Raw genomic sequence first — 25,598 nt, forward strand, 5'->3', positions numbered from 1 at the left:
AAGTAATTGCATGCATATAGTATTACAGCTGCACAATCCCGTGTTTCACTGCATACAGGGCCATGGTCACTCTAGTCTTTACATTCAGCTTCTGAAATAATGCTTCGCGGTAGCCGTCTATCGTTTTCGGACTCAGGTTCATCTTATCCGCTATTTGCTGATAAGTCATTTCCGTTGTAGCAAGTTTCAGGAATTCCCGTTCATTTTCTGATAAATAGAGGGAAGCTGGGTTTGGCTTGATATTTCCCATAAGATTCTGATTCAGTACTTCAGTCGCAATTTCTGAATAATAAAACCCGTTGCTGGCAATGGCTTCCAGCGCCCGGTTCATGTCTTCTACTTCAATATCCTTGGACAGGTATCCCTTAACGCCCAGGCGTAACATACGCAGGATAGCATTTTCTGACTCAACCATAGAAACTACCAGTACTTTAACGCTGGGGTGCGTACGTTGTAACCAGTCGACGGCTTCATAGCCATCCATATCCGGCATGTCGATGTCCATGAGTATAATATCCGGAAACGGCGGTTGCATCATTTTATCCTTCAGGTCGTTCCCGTTTTCAGCTTCAAAAAGAATATTATATTTCTGCTGAGGATCACCCATATTAATGAGCTTGATCAGGCCTTTACGGAAGAGGTTATGGTCATCTACAAGGGCGATGTTGATTTTTTTGCTGGCATTTTTCATACAGCATAAGTTTTTAGTATTTGAGGATGGGGAATATTAATGGTAACGATAGTGCCGTCTCCGCTGTGACTTGTAATATTCAGATCAGCATTAATAAGCGATGCTCTTTTACGCATATTCAGCAAACCGGTGCTTTGTTTTTCTCCGCTTTGCTGAAGCGCCTGATCAATGTCAAATCCGTCGCCATTGTCGGCAATAGTCAGAATGAAATTATCATTTGAAAAGGAGAGTTTCGAAATTACTTTGGATGCTCTCGCATATTTCACTACGTTATTGAGTACCTCCTGACAGAGGCGGAAGAGGATGATTTCATGCTCTGGCTGCATCCGGTATTCTTCTCCGGTTTTTGTAATACTGACATCATATCTGCCGGTCTTCGCAAGTCTGTTCAGCTCATTTTGTAATGCCTGTACAAATCCTATATGAATGATATGATCGGTATTGAGATTGGCACTGAGCGCCTTTAGTTCGCTCATAAGCTGTTTAGCCAGTGATTTTGTTTCAAGGATATTCTCCCTTTGTCCTGCCGGACTTTTGGGCAATATTTCAGAAAGATTAATGTTAATCAGGGACACCAGGTGACTAAAGTTGGCGTGTAACTCTTTTGATATATGGTTAAGCGTTTGCTCCTGTATCGCAAGCTTTGACTGAAGTAAGACATGGTTAAATGCCTCCCGCATTTCAATCAGTTCCTGTTGATGTCGGAATTTTTTCTTCTGATAAAGAAACAGGAAATAAATAACGGCCGCACTGAGACTCATAACAAGCAGAGTTGATATGATGATGGTCAGAGAGGTTGCGAATGTTGAGGTTTGCATAAAAAGCTGATTAAATAACAGGTGCAAATGATGAAATTGAAGATGTCGTTGATAAATAGGAGCGACAGTGCCAGGGGAGAGTGCTGCAAATTCAAAAAGCCAAACATGATCAGGAATGGAAGTGAGGCAGATTGGTATAGGAATGTTCCCAGAGTCATCCATATCATGGGCTCTTTGTGTAAAACAATGATACCGGGGGCCTGCAGCAGCTGTCTGAAATAACAGAGGCATAGTGCTATCAATGTTACGTGACATGAAATCACACTATAAGTATTGTACTGAAAGGGACTCTGGATAATAAAATAGTCTGCCAGACCAAACACGACTAAGCCTATAGTTACCGCATAAACTATTTTTTTTGTTCGGGGCTCGTATAATATCTGATAAAAAATAGACGCTAGTAAAACTAAACGGATCAGGAAATAAAAGTTATAGATCCATAAGTTATTCCTGGAGTAATTCCACCCAAACATGTTGTGCAACTTATGTATCCATAGATTTGCCAGTGCTTCTGCCAATAGTGTGGTCCAGATCAGTACAGCAAATAGCCTATATTGCTTAGGCCATCCAGGCCTGAAAGTCTTCAGGCTTAGAATGGCACTAAGCAACAGAGGTAACAAATACATGTATTCGTAGCTGAAGAATCGCTGCATTTACTCAAATTACGTAATGTTATTGAGAAAACTCTTCGTCACAGCGCGGCGGACAAGGGATGCCCATGTTGAAGTCCCTGATGTCTTCTCCTGGATCTTCGCCGGGGAATAAGATCACGTCTTTTTCCACAGAAGACCGTTCTGAATAATTAGGTTCTTTCTCGAGTATGACATTCGCATGTGTAATGGTGTTGCCTACCTGTTTTTCTCTGGTTGTAACAAACAACAGACAGGTCTGACCGGCAAATTGATGTCCCTCCTCATAGGTACCAAAATATACCCTGATACCGTCTCCACCGGCAAACTCAATCTCTTCTACGAGTTTCGTGAAATGCTCCTTCGAATACCATACAGATTTGGTATCAGGCTTGCCTGCTGCCTGGCTTAATGCAGCATGTTTCTGTTTCTGGAATCTGGCGATCCTGTCGGCAGTGGTTTTCTGTCCTACATAGAAGAATGGTAGTGGTTTTACGGTAAGGTGTTGTTGCATAAACGGAATTTTTAGGTGTAGTGAAAAATGGGGGTGTAAACTGTTTACGCTGCGAAACTATAACCGGAATGATCAAAAAAAATCAACCCAAATCAAATACCGGAAAAATCCTATCTCCCCGGAGGAATTATCCGGGACCACTTGTAAAAAGGGGATTTTTCCCCTCGTATACCGGTTTTTTCCGCCGCAATGTAGTTTCATCTTTGCTCCGTCGACCAAGGACATTCCCTGACTAATCCCAATGAAAAAACACACGCATGAGAAAAGCATTAGTAGTCGGAATTGATGACTATCCCGGCGCCCGCCTCAAGGGCTGTATCCATGACGCAAATACAGTAGCAGAACTATTGGACAAAAACGCAGATGGCTCGCCAAATTTTGAAGTAAAGCTCTTTACTACAGTAAAGACAAAAGCAGAGCTGAAGTCCGTTATCCTCAAAACCTTTAATGACAGAGATGATGATATCAATCTGTTTTATTTCTCCGGTCATGGTAATGTGACAGAGTCGGGTGAGGGCTACATTGTTACCCCCGATTTTACCCGCGATGATGTTGGTATTTCCATGGATGAAATACTGAAAATAGCAGGGCTGTCAAAGGCAAGACATAAGATTGTTATCCTGGACTGTTGCCATGCCGGGGCCATGGGCTCACCCACTGTCATATCCAATAGTGCGGCGTTTCTGGAACAAGGTGTGATCATCCTGGCGTCTAGCCGTAGTTCAGAGACTTCAGTAGAACGTAATGGCCATGGCGTATTCACGGGCCTCCTGATCGACGCCCTGAAAGGAGGCGCCGCAGATATAGATGGAGAAGTAACTCCGGGGAATATCTATAGTTATATAGATAAAGCATTGGGGAGCTGGTACCAGCGTCCTGTATTTAAGGCGAATATTGTCCGTTCTGTAAGCCTGCGCAGCGTGAGGCCCACAGTGTCCAAAGCTGAATTAAGACTGCTATTGGAGTATTTCCCTCAGGCCGACAAAGAGTTTCCGCTTGATCCCAGCTATGAATACACTACCACAACAGATACCCCCAACGAAAAGAATATCAGTACGTTTAAAATTCTGCGTAGAATGCAGCTGATCGGGTTGGTGGAGCCTGTAGGAGAGGAGTATCTGTATTGGGCTGCTGTCCGGAATAAGAGCTGTCGTTTGACAGGGTTGGGAGCTTACTACTGGACATTAATTAAAAACGGCAGGATATAATATCGATAACCTCAAATCCCATATACCATGATTCGGTTATTCAAATATGACATAGCTATTTCGGTTGCCGAGGAAGATAAACATGTGGCGGATCAGATTGCCGCAGCGTTAAAGAAGCTAGGTATTCGTTATTACTATTATGCAGAAAATGAAATTGGTAGTTGGGGCAGTCATATTATTGATCTTACAATAGACGCTTATGGCCGGCAGGCCAGATTTGTACTGATGATAACAAGCGCCACCTTCGTTAATAAGTACTGGTCTGGACTGGAAAAACTGATCGCACTTGCCAAAACAAGAATGGGCGAGCCGCATATCCTTCAGCTGAGACTTGATAACACCCCCATAGATGGTATATCGAAGCATGTTGTTTATCAGGACTGGAAAAATAACCCGGAGCACATCGCCCGTATGCTAAAGGAAAAGATCAGAGGACAAAGAAGGACCAGGCAACGTAAAACAGGTATTACAACAGCCGGAATTAGTTCCAGCCTGGCTGTTCTATCCGGTTTATACCTGCTGTTTAACCCTGCCCTCATAAAGAAACTGTTTCCGGTAAAACATATGCAGCGGATGCTGATTGCCGGGCCAGGTGTAGATTCCTTTTATATCAGTAATACGGAAGTAACCATCGACGAGTATAGCACCTATTGTAAAAGTGTTGGAAAACAAGTTCCTCCTCAAGCTTCAGGACTTAAAGGAGATGCTCCTATAGCCAATATCACCTGGCAGGAAGCAGTTGATTTTTGTAAAGCCCAAAATGGCCGGCTTCCAACAGAAAGGGAATGGGAATATGCAGCTGATGCCGGATTAGGGAAAAAATATAGTGGCGGAAATAATGCGCAGAAAGTAGCCATCTATAATACGAAAAGGCCGGCGACAGTAGCATATCTGGAACCGAATACATTCAATCTGTATGATATGACAGGTAATATCGCAGAATGGTGTGCTGATTGGTCTGATAGTTTACATCGATTCAAAATTGTCAAAGGAGGTTCCTACAGTAGCCGTATTAGTCCGGAGAACGAATTACTGATCAGCACCCGCATTATCGCAAATCCTGAAGAGAGGTGCCCTGACATCGGTTTCAGGGTAGCCTGGAATAAACAATAAATTACATCAACATGAAGAATCCCAAATTTGAACTTTTCTCCGGTATCGGGAAGAATGACTATTTCTTTAACCTGAAAGCCGGCAATGGAGAGAAAATCCTGGGAAGTGAAAGCTATACCTCAAAACATGCCGCTGTACACAGCATCGCTTCCGTAAAAAGAAACGCTCCATATTATAAACAGTACGAACGAAGATTTAATAGTGATAACAACAGTTACACGTTCGTACTAAAAGCTGAGAACGGAGAAATTATCGGTCGAAGTGAGACCTATCCCTCTGCCTATAGCCGTGACGAGGGCATTGAAGCCGTAAGACGAAATGCCCCGGAAGCACCCACTGATGATCTGACCTGATACTTGTGAATGTGAGAATGCAAAACCGGCAAAGTCAGATCTTCATAGCAGCCAGTGACACTTTGCCGGTCCTATTTATCCCTTTTCAATGTTAATAACTCAAACATGCCTTTAAGTTCTGCATTAAAAATGCAATATTTGAACCTATATCACATGGCACTTGCGGATGAAAATGTGGATATCTGGAAAGGTGTCATGTCATCCGCAGAAATAGAGCTTATGGCTGATTACATCCTGGCTGCTAAAAAATAATGACTATTTCGACAGGGAGAAGATCAGTTCCGCCAGTTGTACATCTTCCGGTGCTGTATATTGCTCCCCCAGAAATGTCTTTACCACTTCAATCTTTCCTGTAATATGCTGGTTGAACATTTCCAGCTCCTCTGCGGGTACCCATAACTCATTATGTGATCCGTCTCCTACATTCTGGATATCATATCTTTCCAGGAATGCAGCATCCACAGCAAACCGTGTTACTATACCACAGTAGCCGGACGCTTCGTCGTTTGTGTTCCATTCCAGGGCAATCTGCTCTGCATAAGGCTGATTCAGCACAGGGTAAAATATTGGCTGCCAGGATAATCTCGGCGGGAAATGTTTGAAATCTGTAGCTGCAATCAGGGCTAACTCCTTTATGCCGGTCGGACGGTAAAGTATTGTCGTATTCATATTCAAATTCAATGTATAATGATCGGGACTCCTGTTATTTGATGGCTAAATAAAATTCTGTATTTACTGAAAGAATTACTATATAGCATGCAAAATAGCTACAAATGAAAGAAAAAGTGTCAGTTACGGATACGGGAATCCAGTCTTCCGGTCTTCCGAAGGACTACATGGAAGCTGTGGCAGAGTATATCTGGAACGGGTTTGACGCCGCTGCTTCTGTGATAGACATATATTTTGAATCCAACGAAATCGATACCATTCATAGTTTATCCATAACAGACAATGGCTCCGGCATTGACTATGATCTGTTAAAAGAGACTTTCGGCCATTTTAATGACTCCATTAAAAAAGCCTCTTTTCAGAAAACATCCTCCTTCATCAAAGGAAATAAAGGTCGTGGCCGCTTTTCATTCTCCGCATTCAGCGGGAAAGCGGTATGGCATACTGTCTATAAAGAGGATAAAACCGGCAGCATGATGGAATATGATATCACCATCAGCCGCAACGCAAAAGACTTCTATGATCCTGATGGAAAGAAAACAACGGTTAAGAAAGCAACCGGTACCACCGTTACCTTTTACGACCTGTTTGAAGTATCTGGATTTTCCTTTGAATCAGATGAATTTAAGAGCTTCCTGATCCGTGAATTTGGTTGGTTCCTGATGCTGAACAGGGAAAAAGAATACCAGATCCGTATCAACGGCGTAGCGCTGGATTATCAGGCCGCCATTGCAGAAAGCGATACGGGTGTATTGTCCAGGAAAGATGCAGAAGGGAACGAACACTATTTCAGGATCACTTTTGTCAGATGGTCCGAAAGGATAGGGGATAAGTTTTTCTTCTATTTCCTGAACTCCGGACAGTCAGAAGTATTCAAAGACCTGACCTCTTTCAATAACAATGCGATTGGCTTCTACCATAGCGTATATGTGGAGTCCCGCTATTTTGACGCTTTCAATTCCCGTGATGCAGAACAAACGGAGAATATGTTTGAGCGTACCAGACAGCATAATGTCTTCCGCGAAGTGATGAACCATCTGCATGAACTGGTAAGACTGAGACAGAAGGCTTTTGTAAAAGGAGAAGCAGCTGTGAAACTGCTGGACATTTATGAAAAGAATGGGGTTTTACCTGATACAGGCAACAGAAGAGAACTGAAAAAGTTCCTGAAAGGCATCTTCGCCACAGAACCAAGACTGTTTCAGGGCTTAAATAAAGAGCAGCAACGTGTATATCTCGGTATGATAGATATCCTCTTGCAGAACGGTAAAAAAGAGGATCTGCTCGCGCTGGTCAACCAGGAAACAGAAGCTTAACTGATCATTTTAGCAATAGCATAAGCAGCCGCTGCTGCAAGGATGCCGGTAAAGGCTACTTTCAGCGTACCTTTCAGCAGTGGTTGCCCTGTTACTTTCGATTTGAAATAACCGAATACGATAAGGGCAAGAATAGTGATAACGCAGGACCAGTAAAATCCATGCTGGTTATTAGCAATGATAACATAAGGCGCCAGTGGTATTAAACCGCCTGTAAGATATGCGAGCGCAATGGTGATAGCTGACTGATATGCCCTGTTTTTATCAGGCTTATCCAAACCCAGCTCAAAGCGCATCATAAAATCGACCCATTTGTCTTTATCCTGGCTGATCTGTAAAGTCACCTGTTTGCTGAGCGCCTCGTCTACACCCATTGCAATAAAGATCTCCTCTACCTCTTTCCGCTCTGTTTCAGGCACTTTCTCGATCTCCTCATATTCTCGTTTCAACTCCGAATCATAATGCTCTATTTCCGTCTGGCCTGCCAGAAAACCTCCTAAGCCCATTGAAATACATCCCGCCGCAATCTCTGACAACCCCGATACAATGATCAGGTGATTCGTGTCCAATACGCCGCTCAGGCCCGCTGTCAGCGCAAATGGCACCGTCAGTCCGTCAGACATACCAATGATGATATCCCTTACAATATTGGAACTAGTCACATGTGATTCCTGGTGCATAGGTCTGTTTTAGCTAAAAATATTAAATTTCATTGCTCCATTTGAATTCTTCCTTTTTGATTTTCCAGATGAAGCCATCAAGGATATAATGTGTGATCTGTGGCAGCGCCAGTAATGGGACGATCAGGCTCAATAACTGCTGACTCAGGTCAAGTGCAGGAAGACGAGCCGTACCAAAAACAGTCGCATGTTCCTGCCATACGGTCATATCCCACAAACCTTCTTCCACAAAAGCAAACACAAATATCAAGAGTAAAAATACCACAATGCCGTATCTGCTGAACACCAGCCGTAGAAATGAACCACGCTTCCCCGGATCTTTATATTGTTTCTGTCCATATAACCATATCAGCGCCATATAAGGAATGCCATGACTCACTACATTCAACAGCGTAAACGCCATATCTCCGTTATAGTACACAATGCCGAAATACCAGGATACGAGTGTACCGGCGATCACCGCATTTTTAGGAATATTGAATGTACGAGTGGTAAAGGCATTATAGATCTCTTTCACAATATACATAGCCACAATAGCAAAATAGGCAATACCAAGGATGTTCCTGATGAACACAGATTCAAAAAACACAAAGTCATTCTCTACAAACCAGTTGAAGTTCCTGGGGCCGCTGAAATGCCAGTAAGCCATCGGGTATATTGCTGCGGTGTAAATCGTGATACTGTCTATCATTTTGCTGACGCGGTTCGCATTTTCCTGGCGGCTGTATACCCGCATAAAACCATACTGCTGCCGTACAAAATGAAATACCGCCACATAAGCCAGTATCCGCCAGAATAACAAACTACTGAGAGAATAGATCACAACACCACCTATAAAGCTGAGGGCGGGTATGATCCATAGCAGGAAACGCTGTTGGCTCAATGCCTGTGGATCAAAATAAGTCCTGTATAAAGTACTGTATACATGCGCCACATCAACGAGTAATACAAGCACCACCCAGCCCGCATCCGGCATGTTCTTGTTGTCCTGAAAGAAGGAAGGGAAGAGTATTATGATCAGCAGACTAAAAAACGGAGGCAACAGTATAAAAACACTGTCTGTCCACGGTTTTCCTATCCATGCTTGCTTGTTCATATCTTAACAGATAATTGTGTCATCACTTTTTGAGCGGCCGTCAGTCCCTGGTAAAATGCCTCTTCAAAGAGGCTGTTACCCGCCAGGTCGGTATGCGCAAAATGCAGACGGTCATTAATTGAGGCGCCCAGCTCCTGTCGTATCGTACCATGGGCAATGCCTGGTAGCGGTTTTGCCATAGCGTGCCCCCATATCATTACGTTGACTTCTTCCATGTTCGTCGCAATATCAGGATGTACCAGGTCCAGGTCATCTACAATCATCTTCACCCACTCCGTATGCGTTCTTTCAATCGCTGCTTTTCGCTCTTCTACCGGACTCTTTCCTGTTAACGGCAGGTAATAGGTCAGATTCTTTTGCTTTTTGCCCTGCTCTACCTGCTGATGGTTGGCCTCTACATAACCGAGTGATGGACTGTCGTAAATGACATTGTCCCAGCTTAAAGCATAGCCTGTTCTTTCTTCCAGTGCATTGCTACGGATATTGGCCACCATCCACGGACTATACTGTATATGCTGATGTACTTTCCGGATACGCGCCTCGTCATGTAAGATCCTGCCGGCCACAAACTGTGGCACAGCGAGTATACACTGACGGGCCTTGATTCTTTTTAAGCGGCTCTCTTTTACGTCAAAGTAATCAATAGCCAGTTGACCATCTTCCTCCTGTATACGGGCGACAAGCGCCTCATTATGGAAATAGGGCTGTAATTCTTTTTTCAGATGTGCCGCCAGCCAGCCATTTCCTTCCGGCCAGGTCAGTACATCATGATGATCGGCATTACTGCCTTTTCCTTTCCTGCTGGCAAAATATTGAATGCCTACCCAGGCGCTGATTTCATCATAAGTGGTGCCATAATCATCCCGGGTGCAGTAATTCACATACCACTGGAGATAAGGAGAGGTCCATCCCTGCTGATGCAGCCATTCTTTCATGGTCAGCTGATCAAGCGTTGTAAAGACAGGATCTTTGCTGGAATTGTCCAGCGGAATAGCAAATGCGTCTTTTCCGTCTTCCCCTTTGGCAATACGGAATGCCTGCATTTTATCAAGAAATTGCTGTATCTGTTTTTTCTCAGCGTCAGGAACGCCAAATTGTGGAATAAGTCCTTCCTGCCATTGTCCGTTAATATAAAGTCTTTCCTCCGGATCGAAGCAGATGTAATATTCATTGTAAGTAGGAAGGACGGCTTCCGGCGGACTGGTAATCACCCCACATTCCCGCATGAAATCTGTATAAGCAGTGAGGTCATTATTGGGAATAGGCACATAGTGCGCTCCCCATGGATAACCGGAAATATCATTGCCACCACAGGCCGCATTACCGCCCATTTCCTTTTCAAGGTCGAGTATAACCATGTTGGTGATGCCCTGACGATGCAGGTGACGGGCCGCAGATAATCCACTGATACCTCCGCCAACAATCACAATGTCATGTTCTGTAACGGCTACCGGTGCTGCAAAGTTCTTATCCCGCAATAGATGACCGGTATGTGAACTGGCCCCGATCACACTCCCTTTGATGACATGCTGCCGCTGGCACGATGCCAGGAAGCTGCTCACCACAGTGAGGCCGGCTATTGATTGTATAAATGATCTTCTCCTCATATCTTAACGTTCAAGATATTTACTCCACTCTTCTTCGAAATATTTTACCAGTGCCTGGTTATTGAGTTTATTGATGTCGAGCAACTGATGCGCTTTCATGTCTTCAGGAAAGGTAAGCATCTGCTGTAAGGTAGTCGGATTAAGAAACTTCAGCGGAGCCGGTATATGGCTGAACCATTGATGTGGCTCCTGCGGAGTAGCCATAATATATCCCCATTCACCAAAGGAGGGAACATAGTTATGATAGGCAATTGTATGCAGACCGACAGCTCTTAATGTCGTGTCTACACACCAGAAACTTTTAGGGGCAACATATGGAGAAGTGCTCTGAATAACGGCAATACCGTCAGGGCGTAATGCGTGTTTCAGCAATTGATAAAAAGTAGTGCTGTACAACTTTCCGATAGAAAAGTTAGAGGGATCCGGAAAGTCTACAACGATCGCATCAAATTTCGTCCTGTTATTCCGGAGCCAGGTAAATGCATCTGCATTGTGTACCCGTACCTTCGGATTCAACAGGGAAGAATCATTGAGCATAGTGAGCATACGCTGTTTGGAGAACAGCTTTGTCATGGCAGGATCGAGATCAACCAGCGTCACCTGCTTTACAGCGGGATATTTTAGAATCTCTCTTACTGCCAGTCCGTCTCCGCCTCCCAATACCAGCACCTGCTCCGGGTTACTGAGAGACGAGAACGTAGGATGTACCAGGGCTTCATGATAACGGTATTCGTCAGCAGTGCTGAACTGAAGATTCCCATTCAGGAAAAGCCGCAGTTCATGCTTGTTTTTAGTGATCACGATACGCTGATAAGGGGTAGAGGTCGAGTACACCACATTGTCGTCATAGGTCATAGCTTCACTGTAAGTCATGATCTTTTCTGAAAAGACAAAACATACCAGCTGAGACAATAACAGGATGATGGCACTTGCCTTTAAGAGACCTGCCTGTCGTACTTCTCCTGAGAACTTATACGCCAGATACCAACCCACGCCGACATTCAGAATGCCGAAAAACAGAGAGGTTCTGATCAGTCCGAGGTGTGGTACCAGTAATAACGGAAAGATCAGGGATGCCAGCAACGCGCCGATATAGTCAAATGTAAATACCCGGCTCACCAGCTCTTTAAATTCCACCTTATTTTCCAGGATACGCATCAGCAGCGGTATTTCCAGTCCGACCAGTATACCGGTGATAAGTACGATGGCATACAGTATCAGGCGGAAAGACGCTGCCAGCGGGAACATAATAAATAACAGGGCGGAACTGAACCCTCCTACCAGACCTACCAGCAGCTCTATCCTGATGAACCAGGCCAGCAGGTTTTTGCTGAAGTATTTAGACAGGAAGGAACCTATTCCCATGGAAAACAGGTACACGCCAATAATAGTACTGAACTGTGTAATACTGTCCCCCAGCAGGTAAGAAGCCAGGGTGCCGGCTACCAGTTCATAGATTAATCCACAGGTGGCAATAACAAATACTGCCGTCAGTAACAGCCACTGTGCGCCGTTTTCTTTTTTAGACATCGTTTCGTTTACTTAGTGAATAGCAGATGCAATGATGATCGCCATTGCCAGCATGAAAAAGCCCGCCAGTACAGCTACCGCCATGTTCTGATTGTCCATAATCTCTTTACGGAGGTTATGTCTTGGTGTCAGAACTTCCACCAGTACAAAGACAACGACAAGGATGCCGATGCCAACAAAAGAATACAGAATAGAATTGATAAGTGCGTTTGACATATTAGGTTGTTTGATAGATTATTTATGAAAATGCTGCTGACCGGAAGCGTTCCATTGCTGTTGCCCTGAACCGGAGAATATGCGATATCCACTGGAATCAGAATAGAGTAATACGCCGCTTAACAGTGCCAGAATAAGGAGGAACCAACGGAATGGAAACATAGAAGATTCCTCCTTGAAGGGATTGAAATTATTCAGATTCATAGTTAAACCTTGAGTATGAACTATTGGACCAGCGGTTCTTTTCGCTGTAGTAAGTGTAGATATATTTAAAGACAGGCCATATCAGCAAAAGACCTATACAAATAAATAGGTTGTGCAGGTTCGATACGTCATAGTAAGCCGTGACATGGTAAGAACGTACAGGAAACGCCCCTTTCTCACGTGTCGCACTGAGTTGTACAGTGTAGTCGCCTCTGGGAATACTATTCAGATACACCTTATCTTCCTGGCTGCCCTCTGACCAGCGTTCCCCTTCCGCCACACCACTGTAATACTCCACCCCCTTACTCACACTATATTCCGTACCGTCCTTTTTATTGACCAATGTCGCTTCCACCTCTACCCAGGAGTTATTCACAGGAGAGTTGATAGTCAGCATGACATTACTGCTGCGTTTATCCAGGTGTACATCGCCCACTACCGCACTGTGTACATCGGATGAATCGTAGAAATAAAGCTCTTTATCGATCAGTACTTCCTGTTTGCTGCCACTCGTAGTGGCGAGGTGCACCACTATTAAAATGAGAATAGCCACCAGTGTGTACTTCAGCATATCTTTGATATTGATATAGCCATTAGGCTTTAACATGCCGGTACCTACCTGTTTGGGAAGGTCTATTGCATCTTTAAACGCATCTTTGAGATCCTTTGCGGCGATATGGGTACCTCTGAACCATACGATACCTTCTTCCGGACTCTGCTCCCTGGCCCACATTACTGGTGGTGCTATAAATTCCCAGCATTTGATATGGCCATCATTGAAGGGATTACCCGGGAATTCCCCTTTACCGCATATTACCTTAAAAGAATAATCATTGTACAGGTCAAAATCACGTCCCTCATATCTGAATCCGTCCGTTCCAATGGTATCCGGCACCGGTGTCTTTCCCTGCTCCCGCAGATAGATCCAGTGACCGCCATAAACACTCAGAAAGGCAAAACCTTCTTTTTCATTGAACAGGGCGTATTCCGTCCACCGGGCCTGATAGGAATTACGTTCCTCCTTCATCATGAAACCGGTAACCGTATAAGTTATACCCTTTATAATACCCTTTGCACCCACCTTAATGGCTGGTTGAGCAGGCATGGTATTGCCCTGTCCGACTTTGGCGAACTCAAGCTGGTTCCTGTATACATACCAGCTACCACAACCTGTGCATATCGTGCTTTGCGCAAAGGGGAAGGTGGCTACATGGTTATTATATCCGCATTTACAGGTAAACGATCTGCCACTATTCTCATAGGGGCGGGTGTTTGCAAGTGCCAGACAGGTAAAGTCAGTATGATGTACTTCGAATGCAGGCTGTACACGCGGCCAGTATTCTATAAGATGTATGATCCTGCCAGATGAACTGGAGAAATCAAAGGTCATAAAAGTCGAGTTACATTCCGGCATATAAAGTTCGCCCTCTACTTCCCAAAGTTTAGCGGTATCCTTACGCAGCAGCATATATTCCTCTCCAAACATCAGTTTCTTTTTGCCGGGGGGGATCGCTCTGATATTATCTCCGCCAAGCTCTGGAGGTGTTTCTTTGGGAATATAAACGGCGTACATGCCATATCCTTCGGCCAGATAGGCAGCTGTTTCATCCTGGAAGATGATCGTCCAGTAGCTGAATACCGTTTCTTCGGTCCATATCCTGAAGCGTCCGGTAACCGTGAATTTCTTGCCGTTCCATTGTCCGGTAGTACCTGGGGCAATCACGGATGCTTTATCCGCAATCGTCCGGAATGGCCGGGGGAGAAGGGTGCCGTCACTCATTCTGTTGATCACCGTGCCGCATTCGCATACTTTAACGGTTGTATGAGAAGAGGTAAAGTTAACAACACGGCTACAGGATGGACATTGATAGATGGATGGGATCACAGTCATTTGTTTAGCGTTTGAGGAATTGTTCCAGTTCGACAGTCGCATTAAAATGATCTTTGATCGCGCTGTATAGTTTATCTACCGTACCGTCGTTATTCCGGAGATAATTGCTCAGGTATATATCAATATTGATCTTGCCATGTTCCGGCCAGGTATGTATTGAAAGATGGCTTTCACTCAGACATACGACACCGGTATAACCCGAAGGGCTGAAGTTATGGTATACTTCTCCCAGCTTTTGCAGCTGGTGTGTCCTAATGAGGTCATCTGTCAATATTCTGAATGCTTCAAAAGTATTAAGTAGTTGATGCTCAGTTGTATACAGGGTCGCAATCAAGTGGGTTCCCTTGTTGTAGTGCATAAGTATCCTGGATAATTCGGCACCAAAATAATGAATCCTGACGATTTATACCTGAAAACCGCTATTCCAGGCAGTTACTTTTTGATCTACTTTTGACACCGAATCAGTACACAACATAAATGAAGCAGAAACCGTCACTTGCCTTTATTGCTACCTCCTGGCTCGCATTATTGATTGGAGTGGTAGGTTACGTAATTGGGCTGTGGAACGCAGCAATGCAGCTCAATGAAAAAGGCTACTATTTTACCATACTCATGTATGGTTTGTTTGCAGGCGTCTCTGTACAGAAATGTGTAAGAGACCGTCTTGAAGGTATCCCGGTAACAGACATCTATTATGGCCTTAGCTGGGTATCGACCCTACTCTGCATCGTTCTGCTGACAGTAGGTTTATGGAATGCGACATTATTGCCAAGTGAAAAAGGTTTTTACGCCTTCGCCTTCCTGCTGAGCATCTTTGGTGCGATCAGTGTACAGAAAAACACACGCGATACGCAGGCTGCAAAAGCCGGTATCGGAACCATAGACACAATTGCTGAAAGGTAACCCACCCTGATATTGATGGCACAAAGGCAGGCAACAGTAGCAATACTGTAGCCCGGGCCGCAAAAATTTAAACCATATCTTTTATGAAAAACCAAACGTTGGCTATTATTGCCTACATCACGTTGATCGGATGGTTGTATACCTATGTCCGGTATAGAAACAGTCCTGATAAAAGCAGGCTGGTTCAATACCACCTGAATCAGGCACTGGGCATATTTATATTCGCTGCGGTTTTGTGGATAGCAATTCAGATTATCTCAGCAATACTCCCTTCAATAGGCTCAATATTAGCGGTTGCCGGCCTTCTTCCATTGGTCTTAATGACTTTTGGTGCTGTTGCAGCATCAAAGGATATTCTAAGCCCTGTCCCCGGAGTTGGAAAATTGTTTGAGAACAGGTTTAACTTTTTGAATTAATCTGTCGTGGATCCGTTAGCTGTTAAAAGATTATTGACTATATCCTAACACCCTATACTAACTGAAAAAGTAAAACCGGGGAACTCCGTCCTGGAGTTTCCCGGACCTCAGTCTTAAAATGTTTATTTGTAGATCTCAATTGTGATCTTACCATCGGCAGTGACCATGCCCCTGTACATCCCCTCCGTATTAAAAGGAAGCGCAGCATTCCCTTCTTTGTCCAACGCAATCAATCCACCATTACCACCTAGTTTGCCTACTTTATCTATCACGGCCTTTCCGGCCTCCTGTACCGTTAACCCTTTGTATTCCATCAGCGCAGAAAGGTCATGTGCCACTACGCTACGAATGAAAAACTCACCCCATCCGGTACATGAAATAGCCACCGTATTATTGTTAGCATAAGTACCTGCACCAATAATAGGCGCATCTCCCACACGACCGTATTTCTTATTGGTCATACCACCGGTAGATGTTCCCGCTGCCAGATTACCCGCTTTGTCCAGTGCCACAGCGCCCACCGTACCAAACTTGTTATCGATATTCTCAACGCCCAGTTTGCCGGCAGGATGGTAACTGTGATCCAGCTTACTTTTAATTGAATCTTCCCTTAGTGCTTTCTGTAATCCATCCCAACGCTCCTGTGTACGGAAATAAGAGGGATCTACTATTTCCAGTCCGGCTTCTTTCGCAAACTGCTCTGCTCCGCGACCGGTCATCATCACATGCTCTGATTTTTCCATCACCGCCCTTGCTGCTGATATAGGATTACGGATCGTTGATATACCCGCTACAGAACCCGCTTCCAGCGTTTTTCCATTCATAATGGCAGCATCCATTTCATTGCGTCCGTCATGTGTGAATACAGCGCCTTTACCTGCATTAAACAACGGATTATCTTCCAGCACCCTGATCGTAGCTTCCACAGCATCCAGACTGCTTTTGCCTGCCTGTATCGCTTTATAGCCCGCATTCAGCGCATCGCGTAAACCAGCAGTGTAAGCGGCTTCCTTTTGCGGCGTCATGTTTTTTTTCAGGATAGTGCCGGCCCCGCCATGTATTACAAGTACATATTTTTCCTGGTGGAGACTGTCTTCATGGACGATATTGCGGGCGCCTGCCCGTATGCTGCTGCACATGATCAGCAGCCAGGTGGCTGATCGGAGAAAGGAGATTGTTTTCATATGGACTAAATTATAAAATCCCGTCCAGTTGTCAGTAGGACACTGTAGGATACTTTGTTAACAGAGATATTGCAAATTAATAATCGGTTTTTGCGCAAACGTTTCCATACATTTATCGAAATGTGTTTCCACGATGACGAATAAAAGAACATCCGTCCGGCTAATCGCGCTTTCATTGTATGTCTTGCTGTTACTGTGCGGCATCACGGGCAGTAGCCAGGAGCGTATTGACCGTATGGCCCTTGTACAAAGACATAATGTAATAAACAAACAATTCGATTCCCTTTCGGCACTGACCCTGGGGAACGGTGGTTTTGCGTTTACCGTGGATGTCACTGGTATGCAATCATTTCCTGAAGCTTACAGTCAGGGTGTGCCGTTAGGTACGCAATCCGAATGGGCATGGCATAGCTTTGTCGATACCGCTGCTTACCGTTTTGAAGAAAGCCTGAAAGCATATCATCTGGATAACCGTGATATTACTTATGCCGTGCAATGGAATACCCCGGAAAGAAACAAAGGGGCTTCCGACTGGTTCCGTCAGAATGTGCACCGGTTGCAACTGGGTAATCTGGGAATGCTCATTACCCTGAAAAATGGGACTACCTGTAGTCTGTCGGACGTCAAAGGAATTGATCAGGAACTAGACCTCTGGAATGGTATCGTCAAAAGTCATTTCACCATAGAAGGAACACCAGTGGATGTGATCACTGCCGTACATCCCGAAACAGATGTTGTCTCCGTCAAAATATCTTCAGCCCTGATAAAAGAAGGACGTATCAAACTGCGTGTCCGTTTCCCTTATCCGACGGGTACTTTTTCGGATGTAGGTGTCAACAGGCAGTTCCCTGAGAAACATTCTTCCCGTATCATCGATTATGATCAGCGTTCCTTTACCCTGGAACATGTATTGGATAAATACCGTTATTATCTGAAGGTCTCCGGTTCAGAACCGCTGACCGTCACCCAGTTACAAAGACATGATCACCTGCTGACACCTGCAGCTACCGGCACTGTCATGGAATACAGTTTCCGCTTTAGTGAAGAGATACCGTTGGGGCGTAGTATCCCGAATTTTGGTGTAGTAAGGATGATGTGTGAAGACTACTGGCAACATTTCTGGCAGGAGGGAGGCGCCGTTGATTTCTCCGGCAGTACAGATCCCAGAGCTACAGAACTGGAAAGAAGGATCATTTTATCCCAGTATCTGATGGCAGTACAGTGCGCAGGTAATATACCACCGCAGGAAACCGGATTGACTTATAACAGCTGGTTTGGAAAACCCCACCTGGAAATGCATTGGTGGCACGCTGCACATTTCGCCCTCTGGAATCGCCCTGATATGCTGGAAAAGTGCCTGCAATGGTACTATAAGGTAGCAGAAAAGGCAGCAGCTATTGCAAAACGGCAGGGTTATGAGGGATTACGCTGGCAGAAAATGACGGATCCGGCCGGTAATGAAAGTCCTTCTTCTGTAGGTGCATTCCTGATCTGGCAGCAACCGCATTTTATTTATATGACGGAATTGCTTTATCGGCACTATCATGATAAAGGCACACTCAATAAATACAAGGACCTGGTATTTGCCACCGCAGATTTCATGGCTTCCTATCCCACATACGACAGTTCAAAACATCGGTACACACTAGGCCCCGGTATGATCCCGGCACAGGAACGTTTCAAACCTGAAAGCACGTTTAATCCGACTTTCGAACTGGCCTACTGGCGCTGGGGATTATCCACCGCACAGGAATGGCGGGTAAGATTAGGATTGCCGCGTAATCAACGCTGGGATAATGTACTGGACAGCCTTTCTGCACTTCCGCAGCAACAGGGTTTATACCTGGCAGCTGAGAGTGCGCCGGATGCTTATACGAATCCTCCTTACATGACAGATCATCCGGCTGTATTGGGCGCTTTAGGTATGCTGCCTGCCCGTCCATATGTAGATACCGCTGTCATGCATAATACTTTCAATAAGATCTGGCAATCCTGGAACTGGAAAGAGACCTGGGGCTGGGATTTCCCGCTCACCGCTATGACAGCTACCCGTCTGGGCTTGCCTGACAAAGCGATGGATGCCCTGTTTATGCCGGTAAAGACGAACACCTGGTTACCCAACGGGCATAACTACCAGGACGAAAGACTACGTCTATATCTGCCTGGGAATGGCGGATTGCTGACGGCCATCGCCGTCATGTGTGCAGGATATGACGGGTGTAATGTAGCATTGCCAGGTATTCCTGACAATGGCAAATGGCACGTGATGTGGGAAGGGTTGAACCCGATGCCATGATGTTGATCCATGTTGATCCATCCACGTAAAAACTATATATATAATGAAGATGCATCTTTTCGCAGCAGCTGCTTTGCTAAGTATCGGCAGTTATCTGCCAATGCAGGCACAGCAGGCGCTGCCGCCAAAAAAGGAGACCCTCAAAACCCTGACCCTCGTTAACCGTTATTTTATGGAAAAATGGCCGGATGCCGGCAAAGACATCGTATTGAAAAAGACCTGGCCTTCTCACATCTGGACCAGGGCTGTCTATTACGAAGGTCTGATGGCCCTCTACCAGATCGATCCGCAGCAAAGCTATTACGACTATGCCGTACAGTGGGGTGATAAGCACAACTGGGGCCTCCGTGGAGGTATTACAACCCGCAATGCCGACAACCAGGCCTGCGGACAAACATATATCGACCTCTACCTCCTCGATAAAAAGCAACACGATAACCGTATTCACGATATAAAGGCATCTATCGATACAATGATGCTCACCGACGTGATCGATGACTGGGACTGGATAGACGCCATTCAGATGGCCATGCCCGTAATGGCGCGATTGGGTAAGCTCTATAATGACACTGCCTATTATCATCGCATGTATGAGATGTATGCCTACACCAAATACAAGCACGGCACAGAAGGGCTGTACAACCAACAGGAACATCTCTGGTGGCGCGACAAAGATTTTGTGCCTCCCTACAAAGAGCCCAACGGAGGCAATTGTTACTGGAGTCGTGGCAATGGCTGGGTACTGGCCGCCCTGCTAAGAACAATGGAACAGCTCCCACAAAGCTCTCCCTACTACAAGATCTTCCTGCAGGACTTCAAAGATATGTCAGCTGCTATCCTTAAACTCCAGCGCCCTGACGGCTTCTGGAATGCCAGTCTCCATGATCCCACCAATTTCGGCGGAAAGGAACTGACCGGCACCTCCCTTTTTGTATATGGTATGGCCTGGGGCGTACGCAAAGGCTATCTTGACAAGAAAACCTATCAGCCCGCCATCACTAAAGCGTGGAACGCGCTCACCAAAGAATGTGTACACGACAACGGTATGCTTGGCTACGTACAAAGCACCGGAAAGCAACCCTCCGACGGCCAACCCGTTACCTACGACAAGATTCCCGACTTCGAAGACTATGGCCTGGGCTGTTTCCTGCTCGCCGGCTCTGAAATCTACAAGAGTAAATAATCAAAGCTGGTAATAGGAATTAGGAATTAAGAATTAAGAATTGAATCAACACTATAAATAGTATAAGTAATCTCCCATAAAACGGCCGGATGATGTCACCTTCACATCGTCCGGCCGTTTTTTCGTTTTGATAACATTCCCCAGCGGTTTTCAGCTGGAGACCACTGGTCTTAGTTCTACGAAGTATGCTGAGCCCCTGCAACCAGGGGTTCAGTCCACCCCGCTGCCCTAACTCTCCAACCCAAACCCCATAGCAAGGAACTTCAAAGACTACAGCCTGTGGTCCCAGACTGAAACCGCGGTATCTCAAAACATCCGCTAAAAACAAAAATTCCCGTTTCGAGCATCCAATCCCTGCTATTTATCGCATCTTTAACCCCAACCTTCGAACGAAAGCAACTGCAATTGCATATGACTGTAAAAAAACTCATTGGTAAAGTCCACCTCTGGCTGGGCTTTATTTCCGGCATCGGCGTTTTCATGATCGCCATTACCGGCTGTATCCTCGCGTTCCAGCAGGAAATAGAAAGCCTGACCAAACCTTACATGTACACAGAGAGTAAGCCAGATGTCAACCCACTGCCACCTTCCACACTAAAAGCAATTGCAGTAAAAGAAATCAAGGACAAACAGCCCAACGGCATCAACTACCCCGGCAAGGATAAAAGCGCTTCCGTAATGTTCTACGGCGCGGATCCGGACTATTACTACCAGGTATTCATGGACCCATATACCGGCAAAGTGATCAATGTATGGAGTGAAGAAGACGATTTTTTCCATTTTATATTACACGGACATTACTACCTCTGGCTACCGCCAAAGATCGGCCAGCCGGTAGTCGCCTCTGTGACCCTGATCTTCGTGGTGATGTTGATTTCCGGTCTGATATTGTGGTGGCCAAAGAATAAAGCCGCCGCCCGCCAGCGCTTCAGTATCAAGTGGGACGCAAAATGGAGAAGGCTCAATTATGACCTGCATAATGTACTCGGATTTTATATACTGGTGATAGGCTTGCTGATTGCGACAACCGGCCTGGTATGGGGCTTTGAATGGTTCAGTAACGGACTGTACTATGCCACCTCAGGGGGAAAGGCGTTGCCGCCATATGCTCCACCGCTGTCAGATACGACGAAGCACGCCCGGTACAGTATCCCGGAAGACCAGGTCTGGCAGCAGCTACTGGCAAAAGCGCCTCAGGGCGCTGGTATTAATATCGGCTTTTCAACAGAGAAATCAGCATCAATCGCAGCATCTGTGAACTACCGTCCCGGTACATACTATAAGTCTGACAACTATTATTTTGACCGCAATACCCTGGCTGTTCTACCAGCTGAAGGCCCTTATACCGGAGAATATGCCAAAGCCAGCTTCGCCAACAAGCTGCGGGATATGAATTACGATATCCATGTCGGGGCTATATTAGGCATTCCGGGAAAGATCCTTGTTTTTATGGCTAGTCTGGTCTGTGCCAGTCTGCCGGTAACAGGAATCTATATATGGTGGGGCAGAAGAAACAAGAAAGTCAAAAAGAGCCCTGCTACGAGTACAACCTCCCGGGTAAAAGTCTGATCCGGTATCCCCTCATAAAAAATAAGCGTAAAAATTACGTTTCAAAAAAAATAAATTCTAATTTTCAGCGGCGAGAGAATGCACGGTGCTGTTGATTTAATCCACGGGTATCATTTTTTAAAACAGGTCTATGAGTCTCTGCAATTCTGCTGATGCAGCAGAAGGGGTGGCGCATTTCCACGTATTCAATAACTCTTACATAAAGCTCCACAAATCATGAAGAGAATTTTTGGTATCGCAGCCGTATTGCTGTCACAGCAGCTCTATGCGCAGCAACAACAGGCGCCTGCCTACCCGCTGATCACACATGATCCGTATTTCAGCGTATGGTCAGCAACGGACAATCTGAACGCATCTGCTACCCGTCACTGGACCGGTACGGAACAATCCCTGACAGGGTTTGTAAAAGTAGATGGCGTTATTTACCGTGTGCTCGGTGCACCGGGACATTTGTACAAACAGCTGGCAGCGACCGCTGATGCCGCACCTTATGAGGTACGTTACACAGAAACAGCGCCTGCTAAAGGATGGGAAGATCCTGCATTTAGCGATGCAGACTGGAAAACCGGTAAGGCGCCTTTTGAAAAAGAAAGGAAAACTGCAGGTACACCCTGGTTTTCTGATGATGTATGGGTACGCAGAACATTCAACGTGGATGATACCAATGTGGATAACCTGCTGCTCAAAATCAATCACGATGACAATGCTGAAGTTTTTCTGAACGGAGAACTGATCTACAGTTATGTGGGATGGTTAAATCACATGTCCTATTTCCCGATCAAGGATGAAGTAAGAAAGAAACTGCGTAAAGGCACTAATGTACTGGCCATGCATTGTACCAATACCAGAGGCGGCGCTTACCTTGATGGTGGTATCGTAACTGAACTCAAAGACAAATGGGCAGATAAAGTAAAGCTCGCAGAACAGAAAAGTGTAGAACTGACTGCCACGCAGACAGCCTATAACTTCACCTGTGGAAAAGTAGATGTAAAACTGACCTTTACTTCTCCGCTGCTGATGAAGGACCTGGATCTGATGTCCCGTCCTGTTTCTTATATCTCTTATAAGGTAAAAGCAAACGACGGCAGCAAACACAAAGTGGAAGTATACTTCGGTGCTTCTTCTGACCTGGCGGTAAATACACCTGCACAGGAAGTGACTGCACAACAATACAACAGCGAAGGTTTATCTATCCTTAAAACCGGTACCCTTGCACAACCAGTACTGGCAAAGAGAGGCGATGACCTGCGTATCGACTGGGGATATCTCTATGTAGCTGTTCCACAGTCGGCCGGTGCGAAGCAGTTTGTCACCGGAGAAGGAGTAGCAGTTGGTGCATTTGCCGGTAAAGGAAAAACAGCCACAGTTGATAAAGGCACACAACTGGTGCTGAACACGACAGTGTCACTGGGTAAGGTGGATGGTACAGAAAAAGAACAGGTGTTCCTGCTGGGATATGATGACCTGTATTCCATTCAGTATTTCAACACCAACCTGAGACCGTGGTGGAAAAAAGATGATAGTTATACGATCGAAAAAGAACTCAAGAAAGCGCAGGATGAATATACTGCGATCATCGGTCGTTGTAATGCATTTGACAAAGAACTGTTTGAAGACACTAAAAAAGCGGGTGGTGAGAAATATGCAAAACTGTGTGTACTTGGCTATCGCCAGAGTATCTCTGCACACAAGCTGGTAAAGAGTCCGCAGGGGGAGATCCTGTTCCTGTCCAAAGAAAACTTCAGTAACGGTTGTATCAACACGGTAGATGTAACGTATCCTTCTGCACCCTTATATCTGATATATAATCCAGATTTGATGAAAGGTATGCTAACTGGCATATTCTACTTCAGCGAAAGTGGAAAATATACACAGCCTTATGCGGCACATGACCTGGGTACCTATCCACTGGCAAATGGGCAGGCATATGGTGAAGGTATGCCGGTTGAAGAATCTGGTAACATGATCATTCTGACAGCGGCAATTGCAAAAGCAGAAGGCAATGCTAACTATGCAAAGCAACATTGGAAAACCCTGACTACATGGGCAGAATACCTGCTGAAAGAAGGTTTTGATCCGGCTAACCAACTTTGTACGGATGACTTTGCGGGTCACCTGGCAAGAAATGCCAACCTCTCTGTTAAAGCGATCGTGGGTCTTGGTTCTTACGCGATGCTGGCTGATATGCTGGGGGATAAAGCTACTGCAGCGAAGTACAGACAAGCAGCAAAAGATATGGTACCTAAATGGATGCAGCTGGCAGATGATGGCGATCACTATACACTGGCATTCGAAAACAAAGGTTCCTGGAGCCAGAAATACAACCTCGTATGGGATAAAGTACTCGGACTGGATCTGTTCCCGAAATCCGTTTACCAGAAAGAGATTAAATATTATCTCACCCGTCAGTTAACATACGGACTGCCACTGGATAGCCGTAAAAATTACACTAAATCTGACTGGATCATCTGGACAGCAACGTTGGCGGATAGTCCTGCTGACTTCTCTGCATTCATTGATCCCTTATATAAATATGCACAGGAAACAACCTCTCGTGTACCTATCAGTGACTGGCATGAAACGGAAGATGGTAAGATGGTCGGATTCCAGGCAAGGAGTGTAGTAGGTGGCTATTTTATGCCGTTATTAGGCGCTACTATAAAAAAATAATTATAAAGTCTTCGGGCTGAAAGTGTGTGGGGTGGCTCTTCTACAGGAAGAGTGCCCCACACTTTTTTAAGTGTAGTAATACTACTACAAAAGAATTTACAAGGCGGTTATATATTTGTATCAGCAACGAAAGAATAAACACTTCGTTAGCAAACTACTCCTACTGTCCTATACCGTAAAAAAGGTCCCCTTTCCCTATTAACAATTTACTGGAAGAATTATCTTATTCAAAATATTAATGCTGTATGCTGTTTCGGCATCCAGTGTGAAGAACTTGGTTTTTATTAGGATATGGTTAGAAAGGGTTGTCATTCTTGACGACCTTTACCTTTTTATACAAGTCCCACTCAAAGAAATTTCAATTAAGAATTAAGAATTAAGAATTAAGAATTAAGAATTAAGAATTAAGAATTAAGAATTAAGAATTAAGAATTAAGAATTAAGAATTAAGAATTAAGAATTAAGAATTAAGAATTAAGAATTAAGAATTAAGAATTAAGAATTAAGAATTAAGAATTAAGAATTAAGAATTAAGAATTAAGAATTAAGAATTAAGAATTAAGAATTAACTCCGCTATTACCTGAAAAATTACGAATTACGAATTATATTCAGTTAAAAGTCATGTTCAATACTAATATTGAGCATTTTGAAAGGTGGTAGCCTGGAATAGATCAATTCTTAATTCTTAATTCCTAATTCCTAATTAAAAAAAGAACCCGCAAGCATTGCTTGCGGGCTCTTCTACTTTTTTGGGTAATGGATGTATGAGGTTTATAATGGATGCTTGCCTTGGGTACAATGAATGCAGGGTTTACAATGAATGAAAATCCGGGGGCAGACA

The 25,598-nt window shown here is 44.9% G+C and carries 23 protein-coding genes; 10 read left to right on the forward strand and 13 right to left on the reverse strand.

Annotated elements, in window-relative coordinates; all coding sequences use genetic code 11:
• Positions 1-22: 22 nt before the first annotated feature.
• The 3 genes from CPIN_RS07815 to CPIN_RS07830 all read right to left on the reverse strand — a co-directional run bounded on the left by CPIN_RS07815 (position 23) and on the right by CPIN_RS07830 (position 2,652).
• Positions 23-691 (reverse strand): response regulator, encoded by a 669-nt coding sequence (locus CPIN_RS07815; RefSeq protein WP_012789228.1) that lies wholly within the window; start codon positions 689-691, stop codon positions 23-25.
• Positions 688-1,509: a sensor histidine kinase gene (locus CPIN_RS07820; RefSeq protein ID WP_012789229.1), complete on the reverse strand. Its 822-nt coding sequence runs from the start codon at positions 1,507-1,509 to the stop codon at positions 688-690. Before CPIN_RS07820 ends, CPIN_RS07815 begins: the two co-directional genes overlap by 4 nt.
• 672 nt (positions 1,510-2,181) lie before the next feature.
• A complete protein-coding gene (locus CPIN_RS07830) occupies positions 2,182-2,652 on the reverse strand; it encodes a hypothetical protein (protein ID WP_012789231.1) in 471 nt (156 codons plus the stop codon).
• A 257-nt stretch (positions 2,653-2,909) separates the two neighbouring features.
• On the opposite strand from CPIN_RS07830, the gene CPIN_RS07835 reads away from it, so the two are divergent.
• Genes CPIN_RS07835 through CPIN_RS07845 form a run of 3 tightly spaced genes read left to right on the forward strand, consistent with a single transcriptional unit; the run spans position 2,910 to position 5,326 of the window.
• A complete protein-coding gene (locus CPIN_RS07835) occupies positions 2,910-3,860 on the forward strand; it encodes a caspase family protein (protein WP_012789232.1) in 951 nt (316 codons plus the stop codon).
• Between the two features lie 27 nt (positions 3,861-3,887).
• Positions 3,888-4,973 carry an SUMF1/EgtB/PvdO family nonheme iron enzyme gene (locus CPIN_RS07840; protein WP_012789233.1) on the forward strand — a complete coding sequence of 362 codons (1,086 nt, stop codon included), beginning with the start codon at positions 3,888-3,890 and terminating at the stop codon, positions 4,971-4,973.
• Positions 4,974-4,984: 11 nt separating this feature from the next.
• On the forward strand, positions 4,985-5,326 hold the full coding sequence (locus tag CPIN_RS07845; protein ID WP_012789234.1) for a YegP family protein: 342 nt from the start codon (positions 4,985-4,987) through the stop codon (positions 5,324-5,326).
• A gap of 255 nt (positions 5,327-5,581) precedes the next feature.
• Here the strand turns inward: CPIN_RS07845 and CPIN_RS38925 are convergent, their stop codons facing one another.
• The gene (locus CPIN_RS38925; protein WP_012789236.1) at positions 5,582-5,995 is read right to left on the reverse strand and encodes a hypothetical protein; all 414 of its coding nucleotides are present in this window, start codon (positions 5,993-5,995) and stop codon (positions 5,582-5,584) included.
• A 104-nt stretch (positions 5,996-6,099) separates the two neighbouring features.
• On the opposite strand from CPIN_RS38925, the gene CPIN_RS07855 reads away from it, so the two are divergent.
• The gene (locus tag CPIN_RS07855) at positions 6,100-7,311 is read left to right on the forward strand and encodes an ATP-binding protein (protein WP_012789237.1); all 1,212 of its coding nucleotides are present in this window, start codon (positions 6,100-6,102) and stop codon (positions 7,309-7,311) included.
• Here CPIN_RS07855 and CPIN_RS07860 read toward each other — a convergent pair.
• Genes CPIN_RS07860 through CPIN_RS07895 form a run of 8 tightly spaced genes read right to left on the reverse strand, consistent with a single transcriptional unit; the run spans position 7,308 to position 14,893 of the window.
• On the reverse strand, positions 7,308-7,991 hold the full coding sequence (locus CPIN_RS07860; protein ID WP_012789238.1) for a VIT1/CCC1 transporter family protein: 684 nt from the start codon (positions 7,989-7,991) through the stop codon (positions 7,308-7,310). The two genes, CPIN_RS07855 and CPIN_RS07860, sit on opposite strands and share 4 nt — an antisense overlap.
• 22 nt (positions 7,992-8,013) lie before the next feature.
• The gene (locus CPIN_RS07865) at positions 8,014-9,087 is read right to left on the reverse strand and encodes a hypothetical protein (protein WP_012789239.1); all 1,074 of its coding nucleotides are present in this window, start codon (positions 9,085-9,087) and stop codon (positions 8,014-8,016) included.
• On the reverse strand, positions 9,084-10,694 hold the full coding sequence (locus CPIN_RS07870) for a flavin monoamine oxidase family protein (protein ID WP_012789240.1): 1,611 nt from the start codon (positions 10,692-10,694) through the stop codon (positions 9,084-9,086). Before CPIN_RS07870 ends, CPIN_RS07865 begins: the two co-directional genes overlap by 4 nt.
• A 3-nt stretch (positions 10,695-10,697) precedes the next feature.
• On the reverse strand, positions 10,698-12,224 hold the full coding sequence (locus CPIN_RS07875; protein ID WP_012789241.1) for a polyamine aminopropyltransferase: 1,527 nt from the start codon (positions 12,222-12,224) through the stop codon (positions 10,698-10,700).
• Between the two features lie 12 nt (positions 12,225-12,236).
• Positions 12,237-12,440: a DUF350 domain-containing protein gene (locus CPIN_RS07880; RefSeq protein ID WP_012789242.1), complete on the reverse strand. Its 204-nt coding sequence runs from the start codon at positions 12,438-12,440 to the stop codon at positions 12,237-12,239.
• Positions 12,441-12,458: 18 nt separating this feature from the next.
• Positions 12,459-12,644, reverse strand: a complete 186-nt coding sequence (locus CPIN_RS07885; RefSeq protein ID WP_012789243.1) for a hypothetical protein — start codon at positions 12,642-12,644, stop codon at positions 12,459-12,461.
• Positions 12,631-14,535, reverse strand: coding sequence for a DUF4178 domain-containing protein (locus tag CPIN_RS07890; protein ID WP_012789244.1), 1,905 nt, complete (start codon positions 14,533-14,535; stop codon positions 12,631-12,633). The genes CPIN_RS07885 and CPIN_RS07890 overlap by 14 nt, the downstream gene beginning before the upstream one ends.
• 4 nt (positions 14,536-14,539) lie before the next feature.
• Positions 14,540-14,893 (reverse strand): S-adenosylmethionine decarboxylase family protein, encoded by a 354-nt coding sequence (locus CPIN_RS07895; RefSeq protein WP_012789245.1) that lies wholly within the window; start codon positions 14,891-14,893, stop codon positions 14,540-14,542.
• 119 nt (positions 14,894-15,012) lie between these two features.
• On the opposite strand from CPIN_RS07895, the gene yiaA reads away from it, so the two are divergent.
• Both yiaA and CPIN_RS07905 read left to right on the forward strand, forming a co-directional pair.
• Positions 15,013-15,438 (forward strand): inner membrane protein YiaA, encoded by a 426-nt coding sequence (yiaA, locus tag CPIN_RS07900; RefSeq protein WP_012789246.1) that lies wholly within the window; start codon positions 15,013-15,015, stop codon positions 15,436-15,438.
• A gap of 83 nt (positions 15,439-15,521) precedes the next feature.
• Entirely contained in the window at positions 15,522-15,854 is a 333-nt protein-coding gene (locus CPIN_RS07905; protein WP_012789247.1) for a magnetosome magnetite crystal formation protein family, read from the forward strand.
• A 122-nt stretch (positions 15,855-15,976) separates the two neighbouring features.
• On the opposite strand, the gene CPIN_RS07910 is transcribed toward CPIN_RS07905, so the two are convergent.
• On the reverse strand, positions 15,977-17,038 hold the full coding sequence (locus tag CPIN_RS07910) for an isoaspartyl peptidase/L-asparaginase family protein (RefSeq protein ID WP_012789248.1): 1,062 nt from the start codon (positions 17,036-17,038) through the stop codon (positions 15,977-15,979).
• A 133-nt stretch (positions 17,039-17,171) separates the two neighbouring features.
• Between CPIN_RS07910 and CPIN_RS07915 the strand changes: the two genes are divergently transcribed.
• The 4 genes from CPIN_RS07915 (at position 17,172) to CPIN_RS07935 (ending at position 24,756) form a co-directional block, all read left to right on the forward strand.
• A complete protein-coding gene (locus CPIN_RS07915) occupies positions 17,172-19,334 on the forward strand; it encodes a hypothetical protein (RefSeq protein ID WP_012789249.1) in 2,163 nt (720 codons plus the stop codon).
• Positions 19,335-19,377: 43 nt separating this feature from the next.
• On the forward strand, positions 19,378-20,517 hold the full coding sequence (locus tag CPIN_RS07920) for a glycoside hydrolase family 88/105 protein (RefSeq protein WP_012789250.1): 1,140 nt from the start codon (positions 19,378-19,380) through the stop codon (positions 20,515-20,517).
• A 411-nt stretch (positions 20,518-20,928) separates the two neighbouring features.
• Positions 20,929-22,086, forward strand: coding sequence for a PepSY-associated TM helix domain-containing protein (locus tag CPIN_RS07930; RefSeq protein WP_012789251.1), 1,158 nt, complete (start codon positions 20,929-20,931; stop codon positions 22,084-22,086).
• Positions 22,087-22,302: 216 nt separating this feature from the next.
• The gene (locus CPIN_RS07935) at positions 22,303-24,756 is read left to right on the forward strand and encodes a glutaminase family protein (protein ID WP_012789252.1); all 2,454 of its coding nucleotides are present in this window, start codon (positions 22,303-22,305) and stop codon (positions 24,754-24,756) included.
• Positions 24,757-25,598: the final 842 nt, after the last annotated feature.

The sequence above is a fragment of the Chitinophaga pinensis DSM 2588 genome (genome assembly GCF_000024005.1).
GTDB lineage: Bacteria > Bacteroidota > Bacteroidia > Chitinophagales > Chitinophagaceae > Chitinophaga > Chitinophaga pinensis.

Excerpts from the sequence above, each read along its gene's own strand:
- CPIN_RS07815 (WP_012789228.1), bottom strand. The coding sequence starts at position 691 with ATGAAAAATGCCAGCAAAAAAATCAACATCGCCCTTGTAGATGACCAT.
- CPIN_RS07820 (WP_012789229.1), bottom strand. The coding sequence starts at position 1,509 with ATGCAAACCTCAACATTCGCAACCTCTCTGACCATCATCATATCAACT.
- CPIN_RS07830 (WP_012789231.1), bottom strand. The coding sequence starts at position 2,652 with ATGCAACAACACCTTACCGTAAAACCACTACCATTCTTCTATGTAGGA.
- CPIN_RS07835 (WP_012789232.1), top strand. The coding sequence starts at position 2,910 with ATGAGAAAAGCATTAGTAGTCGGAATTGATGACTATCCCGGCGCCCGC.
- CPIN_RS07840 (WP_012789233.1), top strand. The coding sequence starts at position 3,888 with ATGATTCGGTTATTCAAATATGACATAGCTATTTCGGTTGCCGAGGAA.
- CPIN_RS07845 (WP_012789234.1), top strand. The coding sequence starts at position 4,985 with ATGAAGAATCCCAAATTTGAACTTTTCTCCGGTATCGGGAAGAATGAC.
- CPIN_RS38925 (WP_012789236.1), bottom strand. The coding sequence starts at position 5,995 with ATGAATACGACAATACTTTACCGTCCGACCGGCATAAAGGAGTTAGCC.
- CPIN_RS07855 (WP_012789237.1), top strand. The coding sequence starts at position 6,100 with ATGAAAGAAAAAGTGTCAGTTACGGATACGGGAATCCAGTCTTCCGGT.
- CPIN_RS07860 (WP_012789238.1), bottom strand. The coding sequence starts at position 7,991 with ATGCACCAGGAATCACATGTGACTAGTTCCAATATTGTAAGGGATATC.
- CPIN_RS07865 (WP_012789239.1), bottom strand. The coding sequence starts at position 9,087 with ATGAACAAGCAAGCATGGATAGGAAAACCGTGGACAGACAGTGTTTTT.
- CPIN_RS07870 (WP_012789240.1), bottom strand. The coding sequence starts at position 10,694 with ATGAGGAGAAGATCATTTATACAATCAATAGCCGGCCTCACTGTGGTG.
- CPIN_RS07875 (WP_012789241.1), bottom strand. The coding sequence starts at position 12,224 with ATGTCTAAAAAAGAAAACGGCGCACAGTGGCTGTTACTGACGGCAGTA.
- CPIN_RS07880 (WP_012789242.1), bottom strand. The coding sequence starts at position 12,440 with ATGTCAAACGCACTTATCAATTCTATTCTGTATTCTTTTGTTGGCATC.
- CPIN_RS07885 (WP_012789243.1), bottom strand. The coding sequence starts at position 12,644 with ATGAATCTGAATAATTTCAATCCCTTCAAGGAGGAATCTTCTATGTTT.
- CPIN_RS07890 (WP_012789244.1), bottom strand. The coding sequence starts at position 14,535 with ATGACTGTGATCCCATCCATCTATCAATGTCCATCCTGTAGCCGTGTT.
- CPIN_RS07895 (WP_012789245.1), bottom strand. The coding sequence starts at position 14,893 with ATGCACTACAACAAGGGAACCCACTTGATTGCGACCCTGTATACAACT.
- yiaA (WP_012789246.1), top strand. The coding sequence starts at position 15,013 with ATGAAGCAGAAACCGTCACTTGCCTTTATTGCTACCTCCTGGCTCGCA.
- CPIN_RS07905 (WP_012789247.1), top strand. The coding sequence starts at position 15,522 with ATGAAAAACCAAACGTTGGCTATTATTGCCTACATCACGTTGATCGGA.
- CPIN_RS07910 (WP_012789248.1), bottom strand. The coding sequence starts at position 17,038 with ATGAAAACAATCTCCTTTCTCCGATCAGCCACCTGGCTGCTGATCATG.
- CPIN_RS07915 (WP_012789249.1), top strand. The coding sequence starts at position 17,172 with ATGACGAATAAAAGAACATCCGTCCGGCTAATCGCGCTTTCATTGTAT.
- CPIN_RS07920 (WP_012789250.1), top strand. The coding sequence starts at position 19,378 with ATGAAGATGCATCTTTTCGCAGCAGCTGCTTTGCTAAGTATCGGCAGT.
- CPIN_RS07930 (WP_012789251.1), top strand. The coding sequence starts at position 20,929 with ATGACTGTAAAAAAACTCATTGGTAAAGTCCACCTCTGGCTGGGCTTT.
- CPIN_RS07935 (WP_012789252.1), top strand. The coding sequence starts at position 22,303 with ATGAAGAGAATTTTTGGTATCGCAGCCGTATTGCTGTCACAGCAGCTC.